Genomic DNA, 22,584 nt, shown 5'->3' with positions numbered 1-22,584 from the left:
GCGGGGCGGAGTGCGGGCGCGCGAAAGCTGCAGGCGATGACGATGACATGGTGAGATCCCCGAAGTGAATGATGCAGGTACGCCTATGGGCGGGCCGCGAACCTGGGTGGACGACGAGCGACGAAGGCCGGCCGTCGTCCTAGATGCGCATCACGCAGAGACCATTCGGGCAAGGCCCGGCCAGACGATCAGCGGCGGCCGGGCGAGATGACGCGATGCCGGCGACCTCGTCGTCCGGGTCGCCGGTGCTCGCAGCCACGGGCGGAGCCGCGGGAACGAGCGGGCCGGCGGGACCGGCCGCAGTGATCGCCAAGCAGTCCTGCTCGGTGCCGTGCTGGTGGCCGACTGGCAGCTCCCGATGCGCGCATCGGGAGCTGAGCTCAACGCCGACCAGGCCGCCGACGGGACTGTAGGTGGTGCTGAGTGCGACACTGCGCGCCACGCTGCGAGCCGCGCTGTGGGAGAGGAAGGAGCTGCCGGGCTCGGCCAGTTCCACGGCCGCGCAGGCACCCCCGTGCGCGAACACCACACCGAACACCAAGCTGATCGCGAGCAGCGCATGCGCCGCCAGCCGACCGGCGCGAGAAGCGGCCGGACGACCGGAGCGGGCAGATCGTGTCGCGAGCATCACCGCAGATCCTGCCCGCCCGGCACCCGGGCGCGCCCACCTAATGGCCAAGCTTCCGGTAAAGCTCACGCCCTGATCCGCTGTCTTCTGCGCGTCGCGGCCGATCACGCGCATTACCTCTCAGCAGAGCGCATCCACAGCCATGACCTGCCATTTCTCCCCGGCGACACGGGCGCTGCGAAGCCCGAACCGCAAGGGGGTGATCCGCCACACTGGCCGTTACGGCGGTGTGCGTGCCGCCGTCGGAGTGCCCGATCGTGCCAAAGGTGGAATGTTCGATGATGCTGTCCAGGCGTCGGATCGTCGCCGGGCTCGGCGCGCTGACGGCCGCCGCCCTGCCCGGCGCCGGCCCGCTCGCCGATGCCCAGTCCGAGACACCGGCTGAGATGCTGACGGTGCCAGACGGCGTCGCGCCCGAGCAGGTGGCGCGCGACGAACGCTTCTGGGCCGCCGTCGCCACCCAGTTCCGGGTGAGCGCCGACTTCGTCAACCTGGAGAACGGCTACTACGGGATCATGCCCGAGCCGGTCCGGCTCGCCTACCAGCGCAACGTCGACCACCTCAACGAACGCAGCTCGCACCTGCTGCGCACCGACTACAAGCCGCGCGCCGATCAGATACGCCAGCGCTTGGCTGCTCTGCTCGGCGTCACCCGGGAGGAGGTCGCGCTGACCCGCGGCGGCACCGAGGCGCTGCAGAACCTGATCGGCGGCTACCGCCGGCTGCGCCCCGGCGATGCCGTCATGTACGCCGATCTGGACTATCACAGCGGCCAGTACGCGATGAACTGGCTTCGCGAGCGACGCGGCGTGCGCGTCGAGCGCCTGGTCATCCCCGAACCGGCCACCCGCCAGGCGGTGCTGGACGCCTACGAGCGCGCTCTGCGCGAGCATCCGAAGGTGCGGCTGCTGCTGCTCAGCCACATGAACAACCGCACCGGCCTGGTCACCCCGGTCCGCCAGATCGTCGCCATGGCACGCGACCGAGGCGTGGATGTGATCGTCGATGCCGCGCACTCCTGGGGGCAGCTCGACTTCACCGTGGCCGACCTGGACGCCGACTTCGCCGTCTTCTCCCTGCACAAATGGATGGGCGTACCGCTGGGAGCCGGGTTCCTCTACATCCGCAGCCACCGCCTGGCCGACATCGACCCGCTGTTCGCCGATGAGACCTACCCGGCCACCGACATCCGCTCACGCGTGCACTCCGGCACCATGAACGTCGCCCCGCACCTGACCGTCGATACCGCCCTGGATTTCCACCAGTCGCTGGGGGCGAAGGTCAAGCAGGCCCGGCTGCGCTGGCTGCGCGACCGCTGGGTGCGCCAGGCACGCGAGTACGGCAACGTGCAGATCCTCACCCCCGACGAACTCGGCGCCTACGGCGCCATCACCGCCTTCCGGCTACGCGGCCGCACCAGCGAGGCCGACAACCTCGCCATCACCGAGGAGCTCATGACCCGCCACCGCATCTTCACCGTCGCCCGCACCGGCATGACCGGAGGCGACGCCGTACGCGTCACACCGGCCCTGTTCACCTCTGCCGACGATGTGGACCGGCTGGCGAACGCGCTGCGCGCCATCAACCGCCGCCCTCCGGCCTCGCAGAACACCACCAGGTGACACCCGGTGAGCGCAGCAGATCGCAGGCAGCAGCCGGGCAGCCCACCAGCACGGCGGCCGGGCCGCAAGCACGCCGGGTGCGGCGAAAGCCGACAGGCCACCGGCTCACCGCGGCGTGAGAGCATGCAGGTCCCGCAGCACACGGCCAAGATCGCGAGGTGTGGTTGGCTGCGGCTGAGGGATCTCCTCCCGCAACGTCACCAGGCGCTCCCCGCCAAGCCTGATCAGCGATGCATCCGAACCGTCCACCCAGCGATCTCCGCGGCCGCGATCGCGGATCTCATCTTGTTCTCGACGTCGAAGACATCTCTTGGCGGCTGGAACCGTGGACTCCCATACCGCCCGGACTCTGACCGAGAATGGCGACCGTCCCGGCACCGGGCTCCGACACCCGGCAGCCTTCACCTCCTGGGATCCGGTCGCCTTCCCGCACGTCCACCTGCTCACCACCTTGCCGGACGCCGCACCGGTCGCAGACGACCCAGCGGGCAGGAGGCCGGCACTGTGCTGCCGGTCAGCTCGGGTTGAGCTCGTTCTTCCAGATCTCGCGCTCGTCGCGGCGCGGGTCGTGGACGATGACGTTGTCCGGCTTGTTGTCGCGGTAGAAGGTCATCACCGGGCGTTCGGTGGTGTTGTAGGGAGCCCACTGGTCGAGCTCACGGGTCTTGACGAACTCGACCCAGCGTCCGTGCAAGGCGTCCGCGAGATCCTGGGGCGGGTTCGGACCGGTGAACTCCGCGCTGTCGGGATTGTCGAGCGTGTCCCACGCGAAGGGGAGGGGAAGGCTGTGGCAGGCGCCGAGCTTGACGCGAAGGATGTTGGGCGTGGTGGGTGACCGCCAGCCGAACTCGAAGACGTGGGTGGTGGCAGGCGCGTCGCTGCGAGCCTCGGCGATGCGGTAGGTGGGGATGCGGAACATGCGGTCGGTCAGCGTCGCACAGGCGATGCCGGAGGGGGCGTTGCGGACGTACGGCTCGACGCTGGTCTCGGCGTAGCGGCCGTAGAAGCCGGCCGGGGCACCGTAGACCTCGGTCCTGGTCCTGAACGCCGCCGCACCGGGCCAGCCCACCATGGGGGTGGGAACGACGAAGGTCCTGAACTCCTCGACCGTGGTGCCGATCAGCAACGGCACGTCAGCGCCCCGTCCGTCGGCGATGGCGTCGATCGGCAGTTGCGGAACCACCTTGCCGTCGATCACCGGCATGAACGACATGCCGCACGAGGCGATGGTGCTCGCCCCGTACCGCTCGGGGTCGGCGCTGGAGGTGACGTCGTCGCTCACCTCGCCCTGCGCCGTTATCAGGGCGGCGGTGTCCACCGCCGCGAGCGCGTGGGCGGTCGGCTCCACACCCAGCCGGGTGGCGACGGCGGCGGTGATCAGGGCGGCGTCCTCGAGGGTCTGGCCGATGTGCGCGGTGCCGCTTTCGACGATGGCCTGGTGGAACAGGTCCCGGCCGAGGGAGAGCAGGGTCAGCACGCTCATCGCGCCGGCGGACTCGCCTGCCACGGTGATGTTGCCGGGGTCGCCGCCGAAGCCGGCGATGTTGTCCCGCACCCACTCCAAGGCGAAGATCTGGTCGAGCAGCCCGCGGTTGGCTGGGGCGGGAGCGTCTTCGATGTAGGCGAAGCCGTCCACCCCGAGGCGGTAGTTGATGGTGACGCAGACGACGCCGTCGCGGGCGAAGGTGGCGCCGTCGTAGGTCGTCACCGCGGAGGAGCCGGTGGTGAACGCGCCGCCGTGGATCCACACCAGCACCGGCATGTCGGAGCCGGTGGCGCTGGTCCACACGTTCAGGTTGAGGTAGCCGTCCCCGGGGATGACCGGGTTGTGGAACAGCTTGCCGAGCTTCCCCTTGAGCGGCGGCTGCGGCGGGGTCGGTCCGTACTCGTGGGCGGGCAGCGGCGCACTCCACGTGTCGGGCGGTACGGGCGCGCCGAATCTGTTCGGCCCGACGGGAGCTGCGGCATAGGGGATCCCGCGGAAGGACGCGATCCCGTTCTCGATCAGCCCCGATACCGGGCCATAGGCGGTCGGGACCTCAACGGTGGTGGGCGACATGACACTCCTCGGCCGGGACAGGGCGGCACACGCTCGCACAGGACCGGCCGTCCCCCGGAGCACCGTCCAGGCCGCCAGCTGCGGCCAGACACCACGTCATTACCCACTGTGACGTTTGTTCATCTCAGAGTGCCGAAAATGTTGATCAATTGCTGCGGGGCCTCTCCACGGAGGTTGGCTGCCGGAGGCTTGGCGACGAGGTGAGGAGGCGGCTGGGGTTAGGAGACCTTTGTGAAGGTCATGTCCATCCAGTGCAGCCAATCCGGGCCGTTGTCGATGCGTTCCCACCTGGCCGTCATGGTGGTGCGGTCTTCGGCGATCACCAGGGTGGCCCGTTCTGTTTCGCCGGCGAATGTCCAGATGCCGTTGTCGTCCACGCTCGCCCGCATCGTAGCGAAGTTGCCCCGGTTGTCGAAGGAGCGCATGGGGTAGGTGCGGGTCTCCGGATCGTAGGGGCCGATCATTTCGATGACTTCGACCTTGTCATCGTTGATGCGCACGTCCACGCGGTGAATGAGGAAGAACCTGCCCTCCAGCCACTCGTATGTGTCGGATCCGGTGATCTGGAACGCGGGTTCGGTCGAGGTGGCGACCGTCTGCCCTTGTGAACGCCACCGGCCGACCAGCGCGTTCAGGTGCTCGTTCTCCGGTGTCGAAGCTTGGGTGTTGTCGGGCATGGTGCGTTTCCCCTGATCTGGAAAGTATGTAAGATGTTGCTTAAATACTTACAGGCGATCCGGTGGATGCGCAAGCGGACCGGGTGAAGGCGGTGGACGGTGGACGAGGCGCTGCGAGCGGTCGCCGACCCGACCCGTCGCGCGATCCTCGTGCTGGTACGCGACCGCGAAGTATCGGCGGGTGATGTTCCGTGGCGATAGCGAGCCACTGGCCTGGCGTCCCCACAGGAGGCCGAACGAGAAGCCTTCGTGCGGCCGCTCACACATCCCCTCGGTGGTCCCGTGCCGCGGATCGGCGCTGCTGGTGAAAGCTCGTGAACCACGGGATGAGCGCGGGGTCGTCAACGGCTTCAAGGTCGAACACGTCTTCGGCGGCAGCACCGTGGAACAGACGCTTGACGGGTATCTCGAGCTTCTTGCCGGTGCGGGTATGAGGGATACCGGGCGCCACGATGATCTCATCTGGCATGTGCCGCGGTGAGACCTCCACGCGGATCACGGTGCGGATGCGTTCACACAGCGCCTGGTCGAGCCGCGCGTCCGCGCTGAGTGCGACGAACAACGGCATCCAGTACGAGCCGTCGTCGCCCTCGACGCCCACGACCAGCGCCTCGGAGATCTCAGGCAACCGCTCAACCGCCTGGTAGATGTCGGCACTGCCCATCCGCACGCCGTTGCGGTTCAGTGTGGCATCGGAGCGTCCGTGCACCAGGACGCTTCCGCGGTCCGTCATGGTGATCCAGTCTCCGTGCCGCCATACCCCGAGGTATACGTCGAAGTACGCCTGCCGGTAGCGGGACCGGTCAGGGTCATTCCAGAAGGACACCGGCATCGACGGCATGGGCCGCGTGACGACCAGTTCCCCGACCTGGTCCATGACACTGCGCCCGTGCTCGTCCCACGCGTCGAGCGAAACCGCGAGGCATGGTACGGAGATCTCTCCGGCCCATACCGGCACCGTCGGCGCGCCGCCCGCGAAGCCGGTCACCACGTCGGTGCCTCCTGTCGTGGAAACCACCTGCACGCGCGTGCCGATGTGGTCGGCGACCCAGTGGTACGACTCGGCCGGCAGTACCGACCCCGTGGACCCCAGGATGCGCAGAGCCGTCAGGTCGTGATCTGCGCCCGGATGCACCCCGTCCTTCGCGCAGCCGAGCAGGTATCCCGGGCTCGTGCCGAGCACCGTGACGCCGAGTTCGGCGGCCAGCGCCCACAGCGCGTCGGTCCGCGGGAACACCGGGCTGCCGTCGTAACACACCACCGTCGCCCCCGTGAGCAGCCCGGACACCTGGAGGTTCCACATCATCCAACTCGGTGTGGTGTGCCACAGGAAGCGGTCGCCCGGGAGCAGGTCGAAATGGAGCGCGAGCGATTTGAGATGCTCGACGAGGACGCCACCGTGCCCGTGCACGATCCCCTTGGGCAAGCCCGTCGTACCGGACGAGAACAGGATCCACAGCGGGTGGTCGAAGGGAACCGCCACCGGCTCCAATCTATGATCACCGGCAGTGGCGTCGGCCCATCTGATCGTGTCGCCGAGAGATGTCGTGTCGAGTCCCAGACGGTTCACGACGATGGTCGCCCGAAGCGTCGGCAGGCCGTCGCACAGTTCGCGGGACGACACACGCCGGTCGTGCTCCCGGCCACCGTGACGGTAACCGTCCGCGGTGACGAGGACGGTCGGCGCCAGCTGCGCGAAGCGGTCACAGGCCGCGGTGGGGCCGTAGTCCTGGCCGCAGACCGACCAGACGGCTCCAAGGCTCGCCGCGGCCAGGAAGGCGACCATGGTCTCGGTGCTGTTGGGCAGATAGCCGACGACACGGTCGCCGACGCCCACGCCGAGCGAGCGCAGCGTCGCCGCGACGGCGGCCACCTGCCGCCGCAGCTCGTCCCATGACACTTCCGTGCGGCCCGCGGGACCGCCGGGGCCGGGCTCGGTGGCCTCGATGACGGCGGGAGCGTCGCCGACGGCGTGGCGAAACACGTGATCGACGTAGTTGAGTGCGGCGCCCTCGAACCACCGCACGCCCGGCATCGTGTCGCCGGTGAGCACCCGGGTGTACGGCGTGTGCGCCACGATGCCGAAGTAATCCCAGACAGCCGCCCAGAACTCGGGCACATGCTCGACGGACCATCTCCACAGCGATCGGTAGTCGGGCAGCGGTCCGGTATTCCGCTCGGCTTCGAGCCAGCGCGCGAACGCGACGACGCGAGCGCCCTCGATCTGGGACGGGGGCGGCGTCCACAACGGCTCCCCCGTTGTCGCGTGAGGCCGCGTCATGATGCGGACTCCCGCGCGATCAAGGGGTTACGCAGCTCACCGATACCCTCCACCCAGCTGACCAGGGTCTCGCCCGGCCGGAGGAATCGCGGCGGTCGCCGCGCGGCGCCCACACCCGTCGGCGTACCCGTGAAGATCAGATCCCCGGGAAGCAGTGTGCAGTACGCGGACAGCCGAGCGACCAGTTCGGGCACCGCGAACACGAGATCGCTGGACCGGCCGTCCTGGAGAACCTCGTCGCCGATCGAACACCCGAGACGGAGATCGTCAGGGTCGTCGAAATCGTCGGGGGTGACGATCGCGGGACCGATCGGGCCGAAGCCCGGCGAGGACTTGGCCAGTGACAGCTGAAGCACCGGGGAACTGAACTGCACGGTGCGTTCGGACAGGTCCTGCCCCACGGTCAGCCCCGCGACGTACGACCAGCCGTCCTCGGCGGTGGCGCGCTCGGCGCGCCGGCCGACGACCACGACCAACTCCACCTCCCAGTCCACTGCCTGGCTGGGCAGTGTCACCGGGTCGTACGGCCCGGTGAGGCAGCTGGCGAACTTGCCGAAGACCACGGGGTCGTCCGGCACGTCGAGTCCGGCCTCGGCGGCGTGGTCACGGTAGTTGGCCCCGACCGCGAACACCTGCCGCGGGCGTGACACCGGGGGTCCGACGCGCTGTCCGTTCAGCGGGGTGGCCTGCTCCGGGGTGAGATCGGCGGCCCAGTCCCGGAGCCGGTCCCAGTGCTCGAACGCCCGGTCGGGATCCGCCGGGAGCCTGCCACCGCTCGCCTCGTGGACGTCGACGGCGCCGCCGCCGACGAGGACGTTCAGCCGGCCGTTGAGGGTAGCCACGCGCATGTCGGTCTCCTCGTGCCTTCAGGCGATGGTGGCGATCGGGTCGCCGTCGGCGAGCGGGAACTGGATCCGGGTCACCGAGGCGACCATGGTGGCGAGGCGCTGCGAGACCCACAGGTGCGCCGGGTGCGCGGCGAACTCCTTGAGCCCCTGCTCGTCCGCGAAGACCGCGGTCATGCCGAAGTCGGCGTTCTGATCATGCAACTGCAGGTCGGTGCCCGCGCGTACGAGCAAGACGCTGGGGATCTCGTGCGCGAACCTCGCGACGGCGGTGTGGATCTCGGTGACATCGCGCGCGGCGACGTCAGGCTTCCAGGTGGCGAGCACCACGTGCATCAGCATGGTCGTCTCCAGGGGGTGAGGTGGTGGGGTGAGGCAGCCGTTCGCGCAGAGTGCGGGCCCGTTCGCGGAAGCGCGCGACGTTTTCGAGCTTGAGTTCCTCGTAGCCGCGTATGGTGTCGGGCAGGTCGCACAGTTCCGTGACCACCTCGAGCGAGGCCGGGGTGAGCGCTCGGAGCGCGTGGCACACGTGGTCGGTGTACTCGCCGATCAGCTCCCGCTCGGTGCGCCGAAGCATGGTGAGTCCGAACGGGTCGAGCCGGGTGCCCCGCAGGGGCCGAGCCGTGTGGAGGAGGCGGAACAGCGGGGTGCTCCACCTACCGAATTTGATCTTGTTCTTCATCCCCAGGGCGCGCAGCACAGGCGGGTGCAGATGGAGCGCGTATCTGGCGCCCTTGGGCAGTGTGGAGACCTGCATCAGATGCAGCCGCGCGACCTCGTACTCGTCCTTGTAGGCCATCAGTTTGAAGAGGCCCCGAGCTACTGACTCGGCGACACGGGTGCTGCCGGGCATGCGCTGCGACTCGATCTCATGGACGCGCGCGACGAATTCGACGTAGCTCCGGGCGTAGTTCACGTTCTGGTACGCGACCAGTTCGGGCACTCGGATCATGAGCAGCCTGCGCAGCTCGCCCGGAGCGGTGGTGACGCTGTCGACCAGGGCGGCGGCACCGGGGGTCCGCACATCCGCGACGCCCTCAGTCACCTCCCAGACCTCGCGTACGATGTCCGGAGCGGCCACCGTCGCCCTCCCCCACGCGAACGCGGCGAGGTTTTGATCGACGGCGGTCCCGTTGATCCGGAACGCCTCTTCGATCGCCTTGAGCGAGATCGGCAGCATGCCGTGCTGCCACGCGGCACCCAGCATGATCACATTGGTCGGCAGGTGGTCGCCGAACACCTGCTGGGCGAGAGCGCGGGCATCGAGGTACAGATTGTCGCTCGCGCGCGTGCAGCCGTCGATGACGGACTTCGCGGCCTGGAGGTCAGGCGCGGGCGCCGTGACGTCGACGGCCATCCGCCCGGTGGGTGCGAGGCCGGCGCAGACCACGGCGACCGTGCGCTCGGTCGTCGCGTTGGCGAGGTTCGCCCCGGACGCGGCACCGAGGATGTCGAGGCCCAGCAGGAGGTCGATCCCACCGACGGAGACGGTGGCGGAGTCGCCGATCGGTTCCGCGGAGATCCGCAGGTCCGACACCACCGGTCCGGCCTTCTGGCTGAGTCCGGTCTGATCGAGGCCACCGGTGTGCAGGCCGTCGAGCATCGCCGCCGCACTGAGCACCTGCGCGACCGTGACGACGCCCGTGCCGCCGATGCCCACCATGCGGATGCGTAGATCCTTGGACCGCGCTCGAAAGTCCGGCAGCGGCAGTTCGGGCAGTCTCGGCAGTTCCGGCCGCCTCGCCGTGACCTGATCACGTGGCCCCGGCCCCGGCAACACGGTCAGGAACGCCGGACAGTCACCCTCCAGGCAGGAGAAATCCTTGGTGCACGACGACTGGTGGATCTGGGTTTTGCGGCCGAACTCGGTCTCCACCGGCTCGACCGACAGACAGCCCGACTTCGCACCGCAGTCTCCGCATCCCTCACAGATCCGCGTGTTGATCAGCACCTGTTCGGGCGGCTCCGCGAGCTCACCGCGTTTACGCTTGCGGCGTTTCTCGATCGCGCACATCTGGTCGTGGATCAGCACGGTGACGCCCGGCACCGCCGCCAGCTCCTCCTGGGCGGCGATCAACTGCGAACGCGGACGCGCCTCCGCGATACGGGCGATCGGCACGCCCCGGTACCGCGTGATGTCCTCGGTCGTGATGATGATCCGGCGTACGCCCTCGGCTTCGAGCAGGCGCGTGATCGCGGACACCGACAGGCGGCCCTGCGCCTGCTGCCCGCCGGTCATCGCCACGGCGTCGTTGTAGAGCAGTTTGTAGGTGATGTTGACACCCGCCGACACCGCCGCCCGGATCGCGAGTGAGCCCGAGTGGGCGAACGTGCCGTCGCCGATGTTCTGCACCAGGTGCGGCCGACCGAGGAACGGCGCCATGCCGATCCAGTGGGCCCCTTCGCCGCCCATCTGGGTGACACCGGTGATCTCTCCGTGTCCCTCCTGGTTCACCATGACCATGCCGTGGCAGCCGATGCCGGCACCCACCAGGGAGCCGTCCGGGACCTTGGTCGACATGTTGTGCGGGCAGCCGGAGCAGAAGAAGGGTGTGCGCTGCTGGATGAGCGGCAGCGTGCGCCGCCGTGCCGTCTCCAGGCCCGCCGCGCGGTCGCGTAGTCGCGGCAGATCATGGTGCGCGAGCAGTCGGGCCGCGACCACGCGTGCGACGATGTCCGCGTCGAGCACTCCGGCGGTCGGCACCAGCGGCGCGCCGTGCTCGTCGCGCTTGCCCGTCACGCGCGGTGCCCCCTGGGTGCCGTACAGCGCGTCCTTCACCAGCCGTTCGAGGAACGGCCCCTTCTCCTCCAGGACCAGTACCTCCTCCAGTCCGGCCGCGAAGTCGTGTATCGCCTGCTCGTCCAGCGGATAGATCATGTCGACCTTGAGCACGCGCAGCAGGTCGGCCTCTACCGCGAGGTGGCCCAGGGCCTGCATGAGGTCGTAGTACGCGGTGCCGGACGTCACGACACCGAGCCGCGCACTGGGTGCCTCATGGGTGACGTGGGCGAGGCGGTGGCGCCTCCCGTACGCGCGGGCGCGCTCCAGCCGTGCCTCGACCAGGTCGCGTTCCATCTCCAGCAGCCGCGGGCCGATCATCAGCGCGTCGGGCCGATGATCGGTACTCGTGTCCTGGCCCGAGGCGCTACGGTCGCCGCCCACCTCGACGGTCGCGGTGGCGTCGGCGACCCGGGTGACCACCTTCAGCGCGGCCCACAGACCCGAGGCACGCGAACACGCGATGGCGTGCCGTCCGAGGTCGAGCAGTTCCTGGACGTTGCCCGGGTGCAGCACGGGCACACCGAGGGCGGCGAGCAGTGCCTCGGACGCGCCCGGCACGGTGGACGACTTGGCCGCCGGGTCGTCACCCACCAGCATGAGCACGCCGCCGGCGGCCGCCGTACCGACGAGGTTGCCGTGCCGGATCGCGTCGGAGGCGCGGTCGACGCCGGGTGACTTGCCATACCAGACCCCGAGCACGCCGTCGACCGTGCGCGAGGCCTGTCCCACGACCAGCTGGCTGCCCGCCACGGCGGTCGCGGCCAGTTCCTCGTTGACGCCGGGCTGGAAGACGATGCCGAGTTCCTCGGCCAGGCGGCTCTGCCGGTCGAATTCCAGATCGACGGTGCCGAGCGGTGATCCCTGGTATCCCGACACGTACGCACCTGTGCGCAGCCCGGCTACGGCGTCGGCGCGGCGCTGGTCGAAGATCAGGCGTACGAGCGCCTGCACTCCGGACATCAGCACGCGCCCGTCTGTTGCCGTGTAGCGGGAGTCGGGTCCCGCGTGATGCTGGAGTTTGCCCGTCACAGTGGGTCCTTCCTGGCGGCCGTCGTGGTGGTTGCGGTACCGGCTCGTCAGCCGGTCGACACCGGCCGCGCAGGCTGGTCGGAGCTGAGAGCGAGCAACGGGTGCGTCAGCTCGGGCCCGGCCAGCGCCCAGGCCCGGCTGGTGAGCTCGGCCAGCGGAGTGCCGCTCTGGTAGTCGCTGAGCAGGCGGTCGGCGTCGAACGCCGGCCCGATCGGGTCGGCGTCGAACTCCGGCCCCGTGAGGTACGCGGTCACCTCCTCCGCGGTCGCGAAGGTGTCGATCTGCAACTCGACCAGGTTGCCGTCCGGGTCGCGGTAGTACATGGACGTCGTGGGGCCGTGCGCGACACACACGTGCGGGCGGATGCCGGCCTCTCGCAGCTCGACGAACCGGCCGAGCAGGTCGTCGATCGTGTCGAAGGTGTAGGCCGTGTGCCCGAGCCCGACCGTCATGGGCGTGCGCGGGGCCAGCGCGATCGGAGCGGATGTCAGCCCCAGTCGGTGGTGCTCCTCGTCGTAGGTCAGGAACGCCAGCGCCTCGGTCTCGAACACGACGTGCGCATCCAGGACCCGGCAGTACCAGTCGCGCATCTCGTTCTTGTGGTTGGTCTGCAGCACCGTGTGCGCGAGCCTCATCTTGGCAGCCATTGCTGATCTCCCTTGGGGTGTTTGAACTGTTGGCACTGATGTCAGGGGCGGTTCTCGGCTGATGTGAAGGACCTCGCGCCCGTCTCGTGCCGCGCGAGGAGGTTGTGCAGCACCGACGCCAGGTCGGCGTCCAGGTCGGGGTGACGCAGCGCCACATGACCGTCCGGGCGCACCACGACGCACCCGCGCGGGCCGACACCCCATACCTGCTGCCAGGCGTCGTCCTCGTCCTGAAGATCGCCGTCCGGACCGACCCGGTACGCCGCGATGGCCAGGCCGAACTCCCGGCCGACGTCCCGCGCCGCGTCGATCCATGGCTGCCCGTGCGGGCCGGTCAGCACGAGGAACCCGTCGCGCATCAGATCGACCGTGGCCACGCGCGCGCCGTCCGCTGTGCGGAACCACGCGTGCGGTGCCAACGCGCCCGGGCGTGCGCTCATCCGGTACTCGCCGATCGTCGAACGCGGGGCTTGGCTCCCATCGTCGATGACGGCCGCTGACGCGTACACGTGGCCGAACGTCTGCCCCTGGAAGAAGAAGTGCTCCTTCTGGGCCGGGATAGCGGCGGCGAGACGGGTCCGCAGCTCGCCACCCGCGGGCTCCTCGATCGCAGACAGCGCCTGCGGATCGGTGAGCAACGCCCCGGTCTGCGCCATCTTCTCGGCGTTGCGCATGCTCTGCGTCGCGTTGAACCGCGCCACCGGCACGCGCTCTTCCTCGTACGTCGCCAGCAGCCGCTCACCGGCCTGTCCGCGCAGCACCGCGGCGAGCTTCCACGCGAGGTTGTGCGCGTCCTGGACGCCGGTGTTCATGCCGAAGCCCCCGGTAGGCGGGAACCGGTGGGCCGCGTCGCCCGCGAGGAACACCCGGCCGTCCCGGAACCGTTCCGCGATCGCGATCTCCAACTTCCACGGCAGCACGCTGCGCACATCGATCGTGAGGTCCGGATCTCCGGCCGCCTCCCGGATGATCTCCGCGCACCGCTCGGGCGGGAAGTCGCCGGCGCTCTCTCGCGCGGGGTCGAACGCGAAGTTGTACGTCCAGCGATCACTGCCGTTCAGGGCGATGAAGGCGCCTTGCGTCCGCAGATTGATGATCCACCACACGACGTACGGCCGGTCGCGCGTGAGATGTGTGAGATCAGCCTGGAAATGTGCGTTGATCATGTGCCCGACCGGCGCGATCTCGTCACTGCGAATGCCCAGGAGCTCACGGACCGGGCTGCGCGCGCCGTCAGCCGCCACCACGTAGCGGGCCCTCATCGAGCTTTCAGCGGATTCGCCCGTACGCCGCACCGTCACATCCACCCCAGCGGAATCCTGGGCGATCCCCGTCAGCTCGGCATCGAAGGAGACGTCTACGCCGAGTGCCCGCACCGCCTCGAGCAGGATCGGCTCGATCTCGTCCTGCGGACACGAGACGATCCCCTCGCTCGAGTCGGCGAGCATCTTCGCCAGCTCGCCGGGGTCGTCGGAGGCCACGATGGACCCGAGTTCGATCCCGGTCATCCGAGTCATCCACCCAACGCCGATGCCGTGCTCAAGCGGAAGCGCGGCGGCCCGGATCCGGTCCGCGATGCCCCACTGGCGGAACAGCTCCATGGTTCGCGGATTGATGACGTGCGCTTTCGGATGCGTCGAGGTCGAGACGCGCCGCTCCACCACCCGTGTCTTGATGCCGAACCGGCCGAGCATCAGTGCGGTACTCAGGCCCACCGGCCCGGCACCGACCACCAGAACTTCCACCTCTGTCACGTCCATCAGCGCTCCCTGTCGGTCGAAGTGGGGACACGCTAACGCTACTTTGACTTCAAGTCAAAGATGTCCGGCCTGAGACTTCCCTCCGGCTCGTTATGCTCGGCACATGGTCGAGGGGGCACAAGAGAAGAGCGCACGGTCGCGGTCCGGCGACGCCGAACCTCGTTCCGATGGCAGTGCGAAACAGCGGAGGTCGAACCGTCAGGGCACCGGGCAGGGCACCGTGCGCCGCGGTGAGCGCCGTCGGCAGCTCCTCGCGGCGGCGGTCAAGCTCTTCTCCGAACGGCCGTACGAGGACATCTTCATCGACGACATCGCCGACGAGGCCGGTGTCGCCCACGGCCTGCTCTTCTACTACTTCAAGGACAAGCACGGCATCTATGTGGAGGCGCTACGGCAGTTCTCCCGTGACGTCCAGGAGTACCAGCGCCCCCGCACCGCCGAACGCACCACCGAAGCCCGCCTCCACGGCATGGTCAGGCGCCACTTCGAGTACATCAGCCGCCATCCCCAGGCGTTCGTCGGCTTCATGCGCAGCGGACTCCTCGATCCCGAGGTCCGGCAGATCTTCGAGGCCGCGCGGGGCGCGGGTGTCGAGCTGACGCTGGAGGTGTTCGGAATCACGTCAGCCCCGGCGCCGATCCTGCGGACCGCGCTTCGCGGCTGGGTCGGGTTCCTGGACGAGATCACTCTGGACTGGCTGGCACACGGCGACGTGCCCCTCGACGACATCGTCCAGCTCGCGAACGACGCGCTGATCGCCGCGCTGCGCAGCGTCGAGGGCCATCATCCCGACGTGACCACGATGCTCGGGGATCTGACCCCGGTGGCCTGACCGCCCGGCACTGTCCTGGCCGCTGCCGGGCGAACTCGGGATGCCGGGATTGAGCCCAGGAGCGGCACGGCGGCTCCTGGACGCTCTCAGCGTGTTACTGCTGATCGGGGTCAGGGGTTAGAGGTCCTCGGGCAGCCGTCGGTACGCCCGTACGGCCGGTGGCCGACTTCCTCCATCATCAATACACTCCGGCCCACCACACCGCCTCGCATGACGCCGACCCGATGCTCAAACGCGCCATCACCCACGCCATCGAGGCAGGCGTCCTGATCACCGCGCCGGCCGGCAACGACTACGGCCGCAACTCCCTGGCCCTGCGCTCGGGCGCCACCGAGAGCCTCAACGTCAAGGGCGCCTACCTTGAGGTCGTGGCCGACACCGCAGGTTCGGTCGGCGTCATCGCCGCCGGATGGCTCGTCGCCGCCACCGGCCAGCCCTTCTGGGACACCGCCGTCGCGCTGGGCCGCCAGGTCTTCGCCGTACGGCCAGCACGTCCCCGACGGGATGGACGCCGCCACCGTCGCGGCCGACCTGGCCGCCCTCGACGGGGTACGGGAGGTCCACGATCTGCACCGGTGGACCCTGACCTCCGGGATGAACGTCGCCACCGCCCACCTCGTCACCCGCGACCAGGGCGACGGCCACGCCGTCCTGGACCAGGCACGCGACCTGCTGCGCCAACGGCACGGCGTCGCCCACGCCACCCTCCAGGTGGAGCCCGCCGACCACCGAGGATGCGACGAACCGGGCTGGTGAGATCGAATCCGCTCGCAGGGATGTGGATCTCGCATGCCGGGGCCGGGGGCGCCCGTTTATCCTCGAAAGCGAGGGAGGCGAGGCTCGTGACGGACCGCAAACCCCCTGGGGTCGGCTTCGAGACGTGGATCGACCGGCAGATCCGTGAGACCACCGAGCGGGGGCAGTTCGACAACCTGCCCGGTGCCGGCAAGCCCATTCCGGGCGCGGGCAGGCCGTACGACGAGATGTGGTGGATCAAACAGAAGCTGCGGGAGGAGGAGCTGTCGTTTCCCCTGCCGGGGACTCTCGCGTTGCGGAAGAAGGCCGAGGAGGCGCGTGCGCGGGCGGTGGAGGCGCGGACGGAGGCCGAGGCCCGCGAGATCGTCGAGGACATCAACGACGAGATCCGCGACGGCCATCGGAAGCTCCTGTCCGGCCCTCCGCTCACCCTTTCCCTTTTGACGTGGAAGAGGTCGTCCGCGAGTGGCGGGCCCGCCACCCGGTCGAGGAGGAGAAGCCCGCCGCCGAACCGCCGCCCCGGAAGAAGCGATCTTTCTTCCGGCGGGCGCGGCGCGGCTGAACGGGGAGCCGATCGGCCCCGGGTCTCGCCTGCTCGACATGGCTCCCGTGTGTGAATATTTGGCTACGTAGAGTTAGTAACGGGTTTTTGGGGGGACGCGATACCCCGGAAAATATCAAGAGTTGCACCCCCTTCTATTTTTCGCGCCCTGCACGATATCCATAAAGGCGTTCCCATCCATTGGCGCAGGGGAGACGCTATGAATAACTGGTATGTGGACGGTCGCTGTACGAACTGCGATGTCGCCCGGCAGCTCGCCCCAGGGGTGATCGGCGAGGTGGACGGCCGCTCGCAGGTGCTGCGCCAGCCGGACAACCTGGCGGAGATAAGGCAGTTGCAGACTGCCGCGTACGCCTGCCACACCCGTTCCATTCGTCAATCCGGCAAGCGGCAGGAGGCGGGGCTCGACCCCTTCCCGCTACAGCTGGACGACGGTGTTCACCTGCTCGGACATAATTCGCCGCACAACGCCGCAGCCAATTCCTATCTGCTGCGCCGCCCTTCGGGAAGCATGCTGATCGACACGCCTCGCTGGAGTGCCGCACTGGCCGCGCGGTACGAGGAACTGGCTCCGATCACCGACGTCCTGATCACCCACCGGGATCACGCCGCGCACGGCCGCCAGTACGCCGACCGCTTCGGGGCCAGGCTCTGGATCCACGAAGGCGATCTCGACGCGGCGCCCGACGCCGACCAGGTCATGCGCGGCACCGACCCGATCGAGGTGGGTGAAGGGGTGATCGCCCACCCGCTGCCCGGGCACACGCTGGGGAGCGTGCTCTTCGTCGCCGACGAGCGGTACTGCTTCAGCGGAGACAGCTTCTACTGGTCCCGTACGACGGCGGACATCGTGGTGGCCGAGAGCGTTACCTGGTACTCGATCGAAGAGTTGGCCGCCTCCCTGGCCCGGGTCGTCGGCCGGCTCCGCTTCACCTGGCTGCTGCCCGGACATGGTGACCGCATGCAGCTCCCCGAGGAGGACATGGCGCACCGGCTGCGGAACCTCGCGGCGCGAACGGCCCAGCTGCGACCCCGCCCCGTCGACTTCACCGCCACCCGCTGGTAGGCCGCACTGGTAGGCCGCTGGGCCTGGGTGAACAAGGGGCCGGCGTTGTACGGCGGCTCGGCGTAGATCTCTTCGTAGGCGTCGCCGTACGCCTTGTCGAGGACCGCCTCGACGGCGTCCTGGCCCGCCCTGCGGCTCAACGCGATTCCCATCTACCCCATTCTGCTCGGCTGCTGTCGGCAACGCCGCTACCCGCAGAGCGGCACCGTGGCGAACGTCTCCCACTCGTACAGGCCTTCGGGGAGGATCGGACCGGATTCTGGCGCTACTGCATTCGGTACCTAGGTACAGACGGCCGTTAGGCATGGCTTGTGCGTCTATTTCGCTCTTGATGTCCTCTCGGATGGTCGACTACGAGCCTGCCCTGGCCTGTCTTGTTCTTCCCGCCCCTCTCGGTGCGCAGACATCGGAGACTCGGCCGTTGACGGGAGGGCCGCGGCAATGCAGTCGAGGACGCGCTGGAGCCCGTACCGGAACTGGTCGTTGCGGCTCAGGTGCGGCTGGCGCGCCTCCATCACGATCTTGGTGAAGATCGGGTAGTCCCCGCTCTTCACCAGCCGGTCGATGTACGGGTAGCTCCGCGCCATCCACTCCGACTCGCTGAGCCCGCTGCGGCGGACTTCCTCGGCCGAGCTGATCTCCTCGCGGACGGTGCCCTCGATGTAGCTGTTCAGCATGGCTATGAGGCTGAGGTTCTCGTCGATGGAGACGAAGGCGTCGAGCACTCCCATCAGCCGTTCGATCAAGAGCAGTTGGTTGGGGCCGAAGCTGGGGAGTGACCGCTGCACGGTGGCGATCCACGGGTGCCTCAGCCACATCGCCCGCAGCCCGTCGGCGTAGCGGGTCAGGTCGGCGCGCCAGTCGCCCGAGGGCATGCTCGTGACGTCGATCTCGCCCATCAGCCGGTCGGCCATGAGCTCGACCAGGTTGCCGCGGCTCGGGACGTACCGGTAGAGGGACATCGCGCCGGCGCCGATCTCAGCGGCGATCCGCCGCATGGTGGCGGCCTCCAGCCCCTCGGCGTCGGCGATCCGGATCGCCGCCTCGGTGATCTGCGCGCGGCTGTAGACCGGCTTCGGCCCGCGGGCGGGGCGCTCGGGCCGCATCCAGATGTTCACGTACTCGGCGTCGGCCACCGTCTCCTCCTCCCCAGTTGCGTACATGGTACCCAGTAATCTAACCTGACCCGCAACCGCGTACAACGTACCCAGTGGAGGGGTCATGCCTGATCCGATCGTGGTCGCCGAGGGGCTGCACAAGTCCTTCGGCGACACCCATGCGCTACGGGGGCTGGACCTGAGCGTTCCGAGAGGAACGGTCTGCGGCGTGCTGGGGCCCAACGGCGCGGGGAAGACGACCGCGGTGCGCATCCTGGCGACCTTGTCCGATCCCGATGCCGGGCACGCCCGCATCGCCGGATACGACGTCGTCCGCGAGGCCGGCAAGGTGCGCGCCAGGATCGGGCTCGCGGGCCAGTACGCCGCCGTGGACGAGAAGCTCACCGGCCGCGGCAACCTGCGCATGTTCGGGCGCCTCTACCACCTGTCCCGGCGCGAGGCGCACCGGCGGGCCGACGAGTTGCTCGAACGCTTCGGTCTGATGGACGCCGCCGATCGGCAGGTCACCGGCTACTCCGGCGGCATGCGGCGCCGCCTGGACCTGATCACCAGCCTCATCCTGCGCCCCGAGGTGCTCTTCCTGGACGAGCCGACCACTGGCCTGGACCCGCGCAGCCGCGGCGAGATCTGGGACAACGTCCGCGAGCTGGTGGCGGACGGCACCACGGTGCTGCTCACCACGCAGTACCTGGACGAGGCCGACCAGCTGGCCGACGACATCGCCGTCGTCGACCACGGACAGGTGATCGCCACGGGCACACCCGACGAGCTGAAGGCCACGATCGGCGACCGCCTCGACGTCACCCTCGAAGACCCCGCCGCGATGCCTGAGGCGGCGACCGTCCTGAACACCCTGGCCGGCACCGAACCCACGACGACCGACGCCGACCGGCTCAGCGTCGCCCTGCCCGCCACCGGCCTCCGCCTCGCCGACATCGTGCGCAAGCTCGACCACGCCGGAGTCGCCGCCGCCGACGTGAGCCTGCGCCGCCCCACCCTCGACGAGGTGTTCCTGCGCCTCACCGACCGCAAGGAGCCCGTCCGATGACCGCCCTCACCTCGCCACTGGGCCGCCTGCGCTGGACACTCACCGACGGACTGACCCTGGTCGGCCGCGAGCTGGGACGGCTGCGGCAAGAGCCCGGACAGATCATCGCCGCGCTGATCTTCCCGGCCATCATGGTGGTGCTGTTCGGCTACGTCTTCGGCAGCGCGATCCAGGTGCCGGGCGGCGGCGACTACCGCGAGTACCTCATGCCCGGCCTGTTCGCGATGGTGACCTTCTCCGCGGTGATGGGGGTCATGACGCGGATGGCCACCGACGCCTCCCGCGGTGTGATGGACCGGTTCCGCTCCATGCCGATGGCGCGCTTGGCGGTGCCGTTCGGGCAGACCGGCGCCGACCTGCTGACCGGCCTGCTGATGCTGGCCATCATGGTGGGCGCGGGCCTGCTGGTGGGCTGGCAGCCGCACCGCGGCCTGATCCCCACGGCCCAGGCGTTCCTGCTGATGATCGTGCTGCGGTACGCGCTGAGCTGGGTGGGCGTCTATGTGGGCCTGGCGGTGAAGAACGACCAGGTCGCCGACGCGATGGTGCCGCTGTTCCTGCCGTTCACGATGCTGTCGAACGCGTTCGTCCCGACCGACGGCATGCCGGGCTGGCTGCGTTTCCTGGCCGACTGGAACCCGGTGAGCGTGCTCACCGCCGCCTCACGGGAGCTGTTCGGCAACCCGGGCGCCCCGTCCGGAAACGTGGCCTGGCCACTCGCGCATCCGGTGACCGCCGTCCTGCTCTGGTCGGCCGCGCTGCTGGTGATCTTCGTCCCGCTGTCGCTCCGCGCCTACATGCGCAGAGGACGCTGAACGCTCCAGGCATCTGCAGACCGCGTGTTCTCCTCCGAATAGTTCTCCTCCGACTACCTGGCCGGCGCGCGCCCTCAAGGATGGCGTCGACCCGGCGACGCTCACCGCGGAGAACTGGGCGTCAATGATCGACCATGACAAGCCGCCCATCGACGTCACCGCGCTCAACACCTCATGGGGCTGGGCGGCCGGCGGCATCGTCTCCACCACCGAAGACCTGACCCACTTTCCGGAGACGTCAGCGGCACCCTCCCGGGATCCTTCACCCTCGCGCTGAGCACCGACGACGGCCAGCAGAGCGTCGTCATCCACATCGCGGCATTCCAAGCGGCTTGCCCGTACTCCTGCAGGAAGTGTGGCAAGGAGAACCTCCTGTTCACCATCGCCGATGCCTCGCTGGCCGCGCCGGACGGCATGGTGCGCGAGGTGGTCTTCCCCGCTGTCCGCGGCGGCGAGCAGACGCTGCGCGAGCTGGTGCACGAGTTCAAGACCAAGGGGCCGGTGTATCGGCGCACCGTGCAGACCACGCTGAAGGCCTCCTACACCAACCAGTGGTCGGCCACGACATGTGCCAGTCCCCCGGCAAGCGCTACGTCGAGCCCCTGCTGCCCATCACCGCTGGTTCGGCGCATCCCAACAAAGCCGGACATGCCGCCCTCGCCGGAATCATCCAGAGCCGACTCGGCTGAGCACAGGGCGGCATGTCCACACGGTTTCTAGGTGGGCAGCTCCGTCCCGGCCTGCTCGGCGATCATGTACGCGGCGTACCAGCTGGGCCAGTCCGCGTCCGGTTCGCCGGTGCGCTTCTCGTGCTCACCGTGGGCGGATTCGGCCCGCCGCAGCGCCTCGGCCAGTTCGCCCACGGAGGTGTACGAGGTCGGAGCCGGATCCACGCGCCCGGGCAGCCGGGTCGTGACCTCCTGCATGACCCAGGTGTTGCCGTCGGGGTCGCTGAAGGTGGCGAGGGAGTTGTAGGTGCGGCGCTCCGGATCCAGACCGTCGGCTTGCCCGTCCGGGGTGCGGTGGAAGATCTCGCCGACGTCGACGCCGGCCGCGACCAGCGCGCGCCTGGCAGCCTCGATGTCGGAGACGATCACGTACCCCCTGGCCGAGCCGGGCGCGGCCGAGGTGATGTTCTCCCCGAAGTGCACCGAGCCCGGCGAACCCGGCGGCGTGAACTGCTCGACCCCGGGCGGCGTGACGTCCTGCCTCCAGCCGATCCTGCGGTAGAACTCCGTCGCCCGCTCGACGTCAGAGACGGGCAGGACGATCACCTCGATCTTCATGTCGAAGCTGCCGAGGCCGGCATCTGTGGTGCCCATCGCTATCTCCTTGGTGGCGATTCGTTACCAGGACCAGGGGTCCTTGGGGTCGAACGGGATGCCGCCGGGCTTGGCTCGTTCGAGCTGGGACTCCATGGAAGCCGGGCGGGCGTCGCCGAAGTTGGAGTGGTACCCGAACACGTTCCGGAAACTGACATCTCCGTTGGAAATACCCGGGTAGCCGTTCCAGCCGATCAGGCGCGGGTAAAACCATCCGCCGGTGTGGTTCTCCACCGTGTCATCGGCGGCGTTGGCGAAGCGGAAGGCGTGCGTCAAGCCGCCGTCCTTGTGGTAGACGATCTTCGGGTGGGTGCCTCTGGGGTCGAAGCGCACCTGGTCACGCCAGCGGGTGTTCCAGTTGCCGTGCGCCGACGCCGACACGTACTTGACCTCGTTGCTGTTCACCCAGACGATGACGTGCTCCCAGTCGTGCACGTGCCCGGTCGGCTAGTAGGTGGACTGGTCCTTCTCGAAGTGGCAGCGAGCGGAAGGCCAGGCACGCCCGTCTATCACGGTTGCGCAAGTGGCGCCTGTGGGACGGCAACCAGATCCAGGCCCTGCTGCATCGGTACCCTGGCGTGTGGCAGGCGTTCCCCGGCTTCCTCACCGCAGCCGTGTCCGCGACTCCGACTCGGGTGCGCTGGTCGCCGTCAGCGTGGCGGGACTGCGTCGATCAGTCGCCTGACCGCCTCAAGGTCGCCGGTCACCGTGAGCTCGCCGTCATCGATTGCCGAG

At 68.9% G+C, this 22,584-nt stretch carries 21 protein-coding genes; 9 read left to right on the top strand and 12 right to left on the bottom strand.

Features of this window, described 5'->3' with window-relative positions:
- Positions 1-139: 139 nt before the first annotated feature.
- A complete protein-coding gene (locus ABZ911_RS37840; RefSeq protein ID WP_358067640.1) occupies positions 140-736 on the bottom strand; it encodes a hypothetical protein in 597 nt (198 codons plus the stop codon).
- 170 nt (positions 737-906) lie between these two features.
- Here ABZ911_RS37840 and ABZ911_RS37835 point away from each other — a divergent pair, with 170 nt between their 5' ends.
- Positions 907-2,250, top strand: coding sequence for an aminotransferase class V-fold PLP-dependent enzyme (locus ABZ911_RS37835; RefSeq protein ID WP_358067637.1), 1,344 nt, complete (start codon positions 907-909; stop codon positions 2,248-2,250).
- Between the two features lie 514 nt (positions 2,251-2,764).
- Here ABZ911_RS37835 and ABZ911_RS37830 read toward each other — a convergent pair.
- The 8 genes from ABZ911_RS37830 to ABZ911_RS37795 form a co-directional block, all read right to left on the bottom strand.
- On the bottom strand, positions 2,765-4,309 hold the full coding sequence (locus ABZ911_RS37830; RefSeq protein ID WP_358067634.1) for a carboxylesterase family protein: 1,545 nt from the start codon (positions 4,307-4,309) through the stop codon (positions 2,765-2,767).
- 218 nt (positions 4,310-4,527) lie between these two features.
- On the bottom strand, positions 4,528-4,986 hold the full coding sequence (locus ABZ911_RS37825; RefSeq protein ID WP_358067631.1) for a DUF1579 family protein: 459 nt from the start codon (positions 4,984-4,986) through the stop codon (positions 4,528-4,530).
- A gap of 259 nt (positions 4,987-5,245) precedes the next feature.
- Positions 5,246-7,267: an acetoacetate--CoA ligase gene (locus ABZ911_RS37820; RefSeq protein ID WP_358067628.1), complete on the bottom strand. Its 2,022-nt coding sequence runs from the start codon at positions 7,265-7,267 to the stop codon at positions 5,246-5,248.
- A complete protein-coding gene (locus tag ABZ911_RS37815; protein WP_358067625.1) occupies positions 7,264-8,115 on the bottom strand; it encodes a fumarylacetoacetate hydrolase family protein in 852 nt (283 codons plus the stop codon). Before ABZ911_RS37815 ends, ABZ911_RS37820 begins: the two co-directional genes overlap by 4 nt.
- An 18-nt stretch (positions 8,116-8,133) precedes the next feature.
- Positions 8,134-8,454, bottom strand: a complete 321-nt coding sequence (locus ABZ911_RS37810) for a Dabb family protein (protein ID WP_358067623.1) — start codon at positions 8,452-8,454, stop codon at positions 8,134-8,136.
- Positions 8,417-11,923 carry an indolepyruvate ferredoxin oxidoreductase family protein gene (locus tag ABZ911_RS37805; protein ID WP_358067620.1) on the bottom strand — a complete coding sequence of 1,169 codons (3,507 nt, stop codon included), beginning with the start codon at positions 11,921-11,923 and terminating at the stop codon, positions 8,417-8,419. Before ABZ911_RS37805 ends, ABZ911_RS37810 begins: the two co-directional genes overlap by 38 nt.
- A gap of 47 nt (positions 11,924-11,970) precedes the next feature.
- Entirely contained in the window at positions 11,971-12,570 is a 600-nt protein-coding gene (locus tag ABZ911_RS37800) for a VOC family protein (RefSeq protein WP_358067617.1), read from the bottom strand.
- A 41-nt stretch (positions 12,571-12,611) separates the two neighbouring features.
- Positions 12,612-14,330 (bottom strand): FAD-dependent monooxygenase, encoded by a 1,719-nt coding sequence (locus ABZ911_RS37795; RefSeq protein WP_358067614.1) that lies wholly within the window; start codon positions 14,328-14,330, stop codon positions 12,612-12,614.
- 220 nt (positions 14,331-14,550) lie between these two features.
- Between ABZ911_RS37795 and ABZ911_RS37790 the strand changes: the two genes are divergently transcribed.
- The 4 genes from ABZ911_RS37790 (at position 14,551) to ABZ911_RS37775 (ending at position 17,546) form a co-directional block, all read left to right on the top strand.
- The gene (locus tag ABZ911_RS37790) at positions 14,551-15,162 is read left to right on the top strand and encodes a TetR/AcrR family transcriptional regulator (RefSeq protein ID WP_358067611.1); all 612 of its coding nucleotides are present in this window, start codon (positions 14,551-14,553) and stop codon (positions 15,160-15,162) included.
- A gap of 504 nt (positions 15,163-15,666) precedes the next feature.
- Complete coding sequence (locus ABZ911_RS37785; RefSeq protein WP_358067608.1) at positions 15,667-15,918, top strand: hypothetical protein; 252 nt, start codon at positions 15,667-15,669, stop codon at positions 15,916-15,918.
- Positions 15,919-16,004: 86 nt separating this feature from the next.
- Positions 16,005-16,535: a DUF1992 domain-containing protein gene (locus ABZ911_RS37780; protein WP_358067605.1), complete on the top strand. Its 531-nt coding sequence runs from the start codon at positions 16,005-16,007 to the stop codon at positions 16,533-16,535.
- 144 nt (positions 16,536-16,679) lie between these two features.
- Entirely contained in the window at positions 16,680-17,546 is an 867-nt protein-coding gene (locus tag ABZ911_RS37775) for an MBL fold metallo-hydrolase (RefSeq protein ID WP_358067602.1), read from the top strand.
- Positions 17,547-17,863: 317 nt separating this feature from the next.
- Here ABZ911_RS37775 and ABZ911_RS37770 read toward each other — a convergent pair whose 3' ends face one another.
- Positions 17,864-18,709, bottom strand: coding sequence for a TetR/AcrR family transcriptional regulator (locus ABZ911_RS37770; RefSeq protein ID WP_358067599.1), 846 nt, complete (start codon positions 18,707-18,709; stop codon positions 17,864-17,866).
- Between the two features lie 58 nt (positions 18,710-18,767).
- On the opposite strand from ABZ911_RS37770, the gene ABZ911_RS37765 reads away from it, so the two are divergent.
- The 3 genes from ABZ911_RS37765 (at position 18,768) to ABZ911_RS37755 (ending at position 21,247) form a co-directional block, all read left to right on the top strand.
- Positions 18,768-19,712, top strand: coding sequence for an ATP-binding cassette domain-containing protein (locus tag ABZ911_RS37765; RefSeq protein ID WP_358067596.1), 945 nt, complete (start codon positions 18,768-18,770; stop codon positions 19,710-19,712).
- The gene (locus ABZ911_RS37760; RefSeq protein WP_358067593.1) at positions 19,709-20,527 is read left to right on the top strand and encodes an ABC transporter permease; all 819 of its coding nucleotides are present in this window, start codon (positions 19,709-19,711) and stop codon (positions 20,525-20,527) included. Before ABZ911_RS37765 ends, ABZ911_RS37760 begins: the two co-directional genes overlap by 4 nt.
- A gap of 174 nt (positions 20,528-20,701) precedes the next feature.
- Entirely contained in the window at positions 20,702-21,247 is a 546-nt protein-coding gene (locus ABZ911_RS37755; RefSeq protein ID WP_358067590.1) for a hypothetical protein, read from the top strand.
- On the opposite strand, the gene ABZ911_RS37750 is transcribed toward ABZ911_RS37755, so the two are convergent.
- Complete coding sequence (locus tag ABZ911_RS37750) at positions 21,244-21,849, bottom strand: VOC family protein (RefSeq protein WP_358067587.1); 606 nt, start codon at positions 21,847-21,849, stop codon at positions 21,244-21,246. The two genes, ABZ911_RS37755 and ABZ911_RS37750, sit on opposite strands and share 4 nt — an antisense overlap.
- Positions 21,850-21,873: 24 nt before the next feature.
- A complete protein-coding gene (locus ABZ911_RS37745; RefSeq protein ID WP_358067584.1) occupies positions 21,874-22,284 on the bottom strand; it encodes an NPP1 family protein in 411 nt (136 codons plus the stop codon).
- 80 nt (positions 22,285-22,364) lie between these two features.
- On the opposite strand from ABZ911_RS37745, the gene ABZ911_RS37740 reads away from it, so the two are divergent.
- A partial coding sequence (locus ABZ911_RS37740; protein WP_358067581.1) for a hypothetical protein occupies positions 22,365-22,584 on the top strand: 220 nt, incomplete at its 3' end.

Source organism: Nonomuraea sp. NPDC046570, assembly GCF_040645915.1.
Taxonomy (GTDB): Bacteria; Actinomycetota; Actinomycetes; order Streptosporangiales; family Streptosporangiaceae; genus Nonomuraea.
The sequence above is the reverse complement of the archived record's forward strand: the minus strand, read 5'-3'. Positions and strand labels throughout refer to the sequence as shown.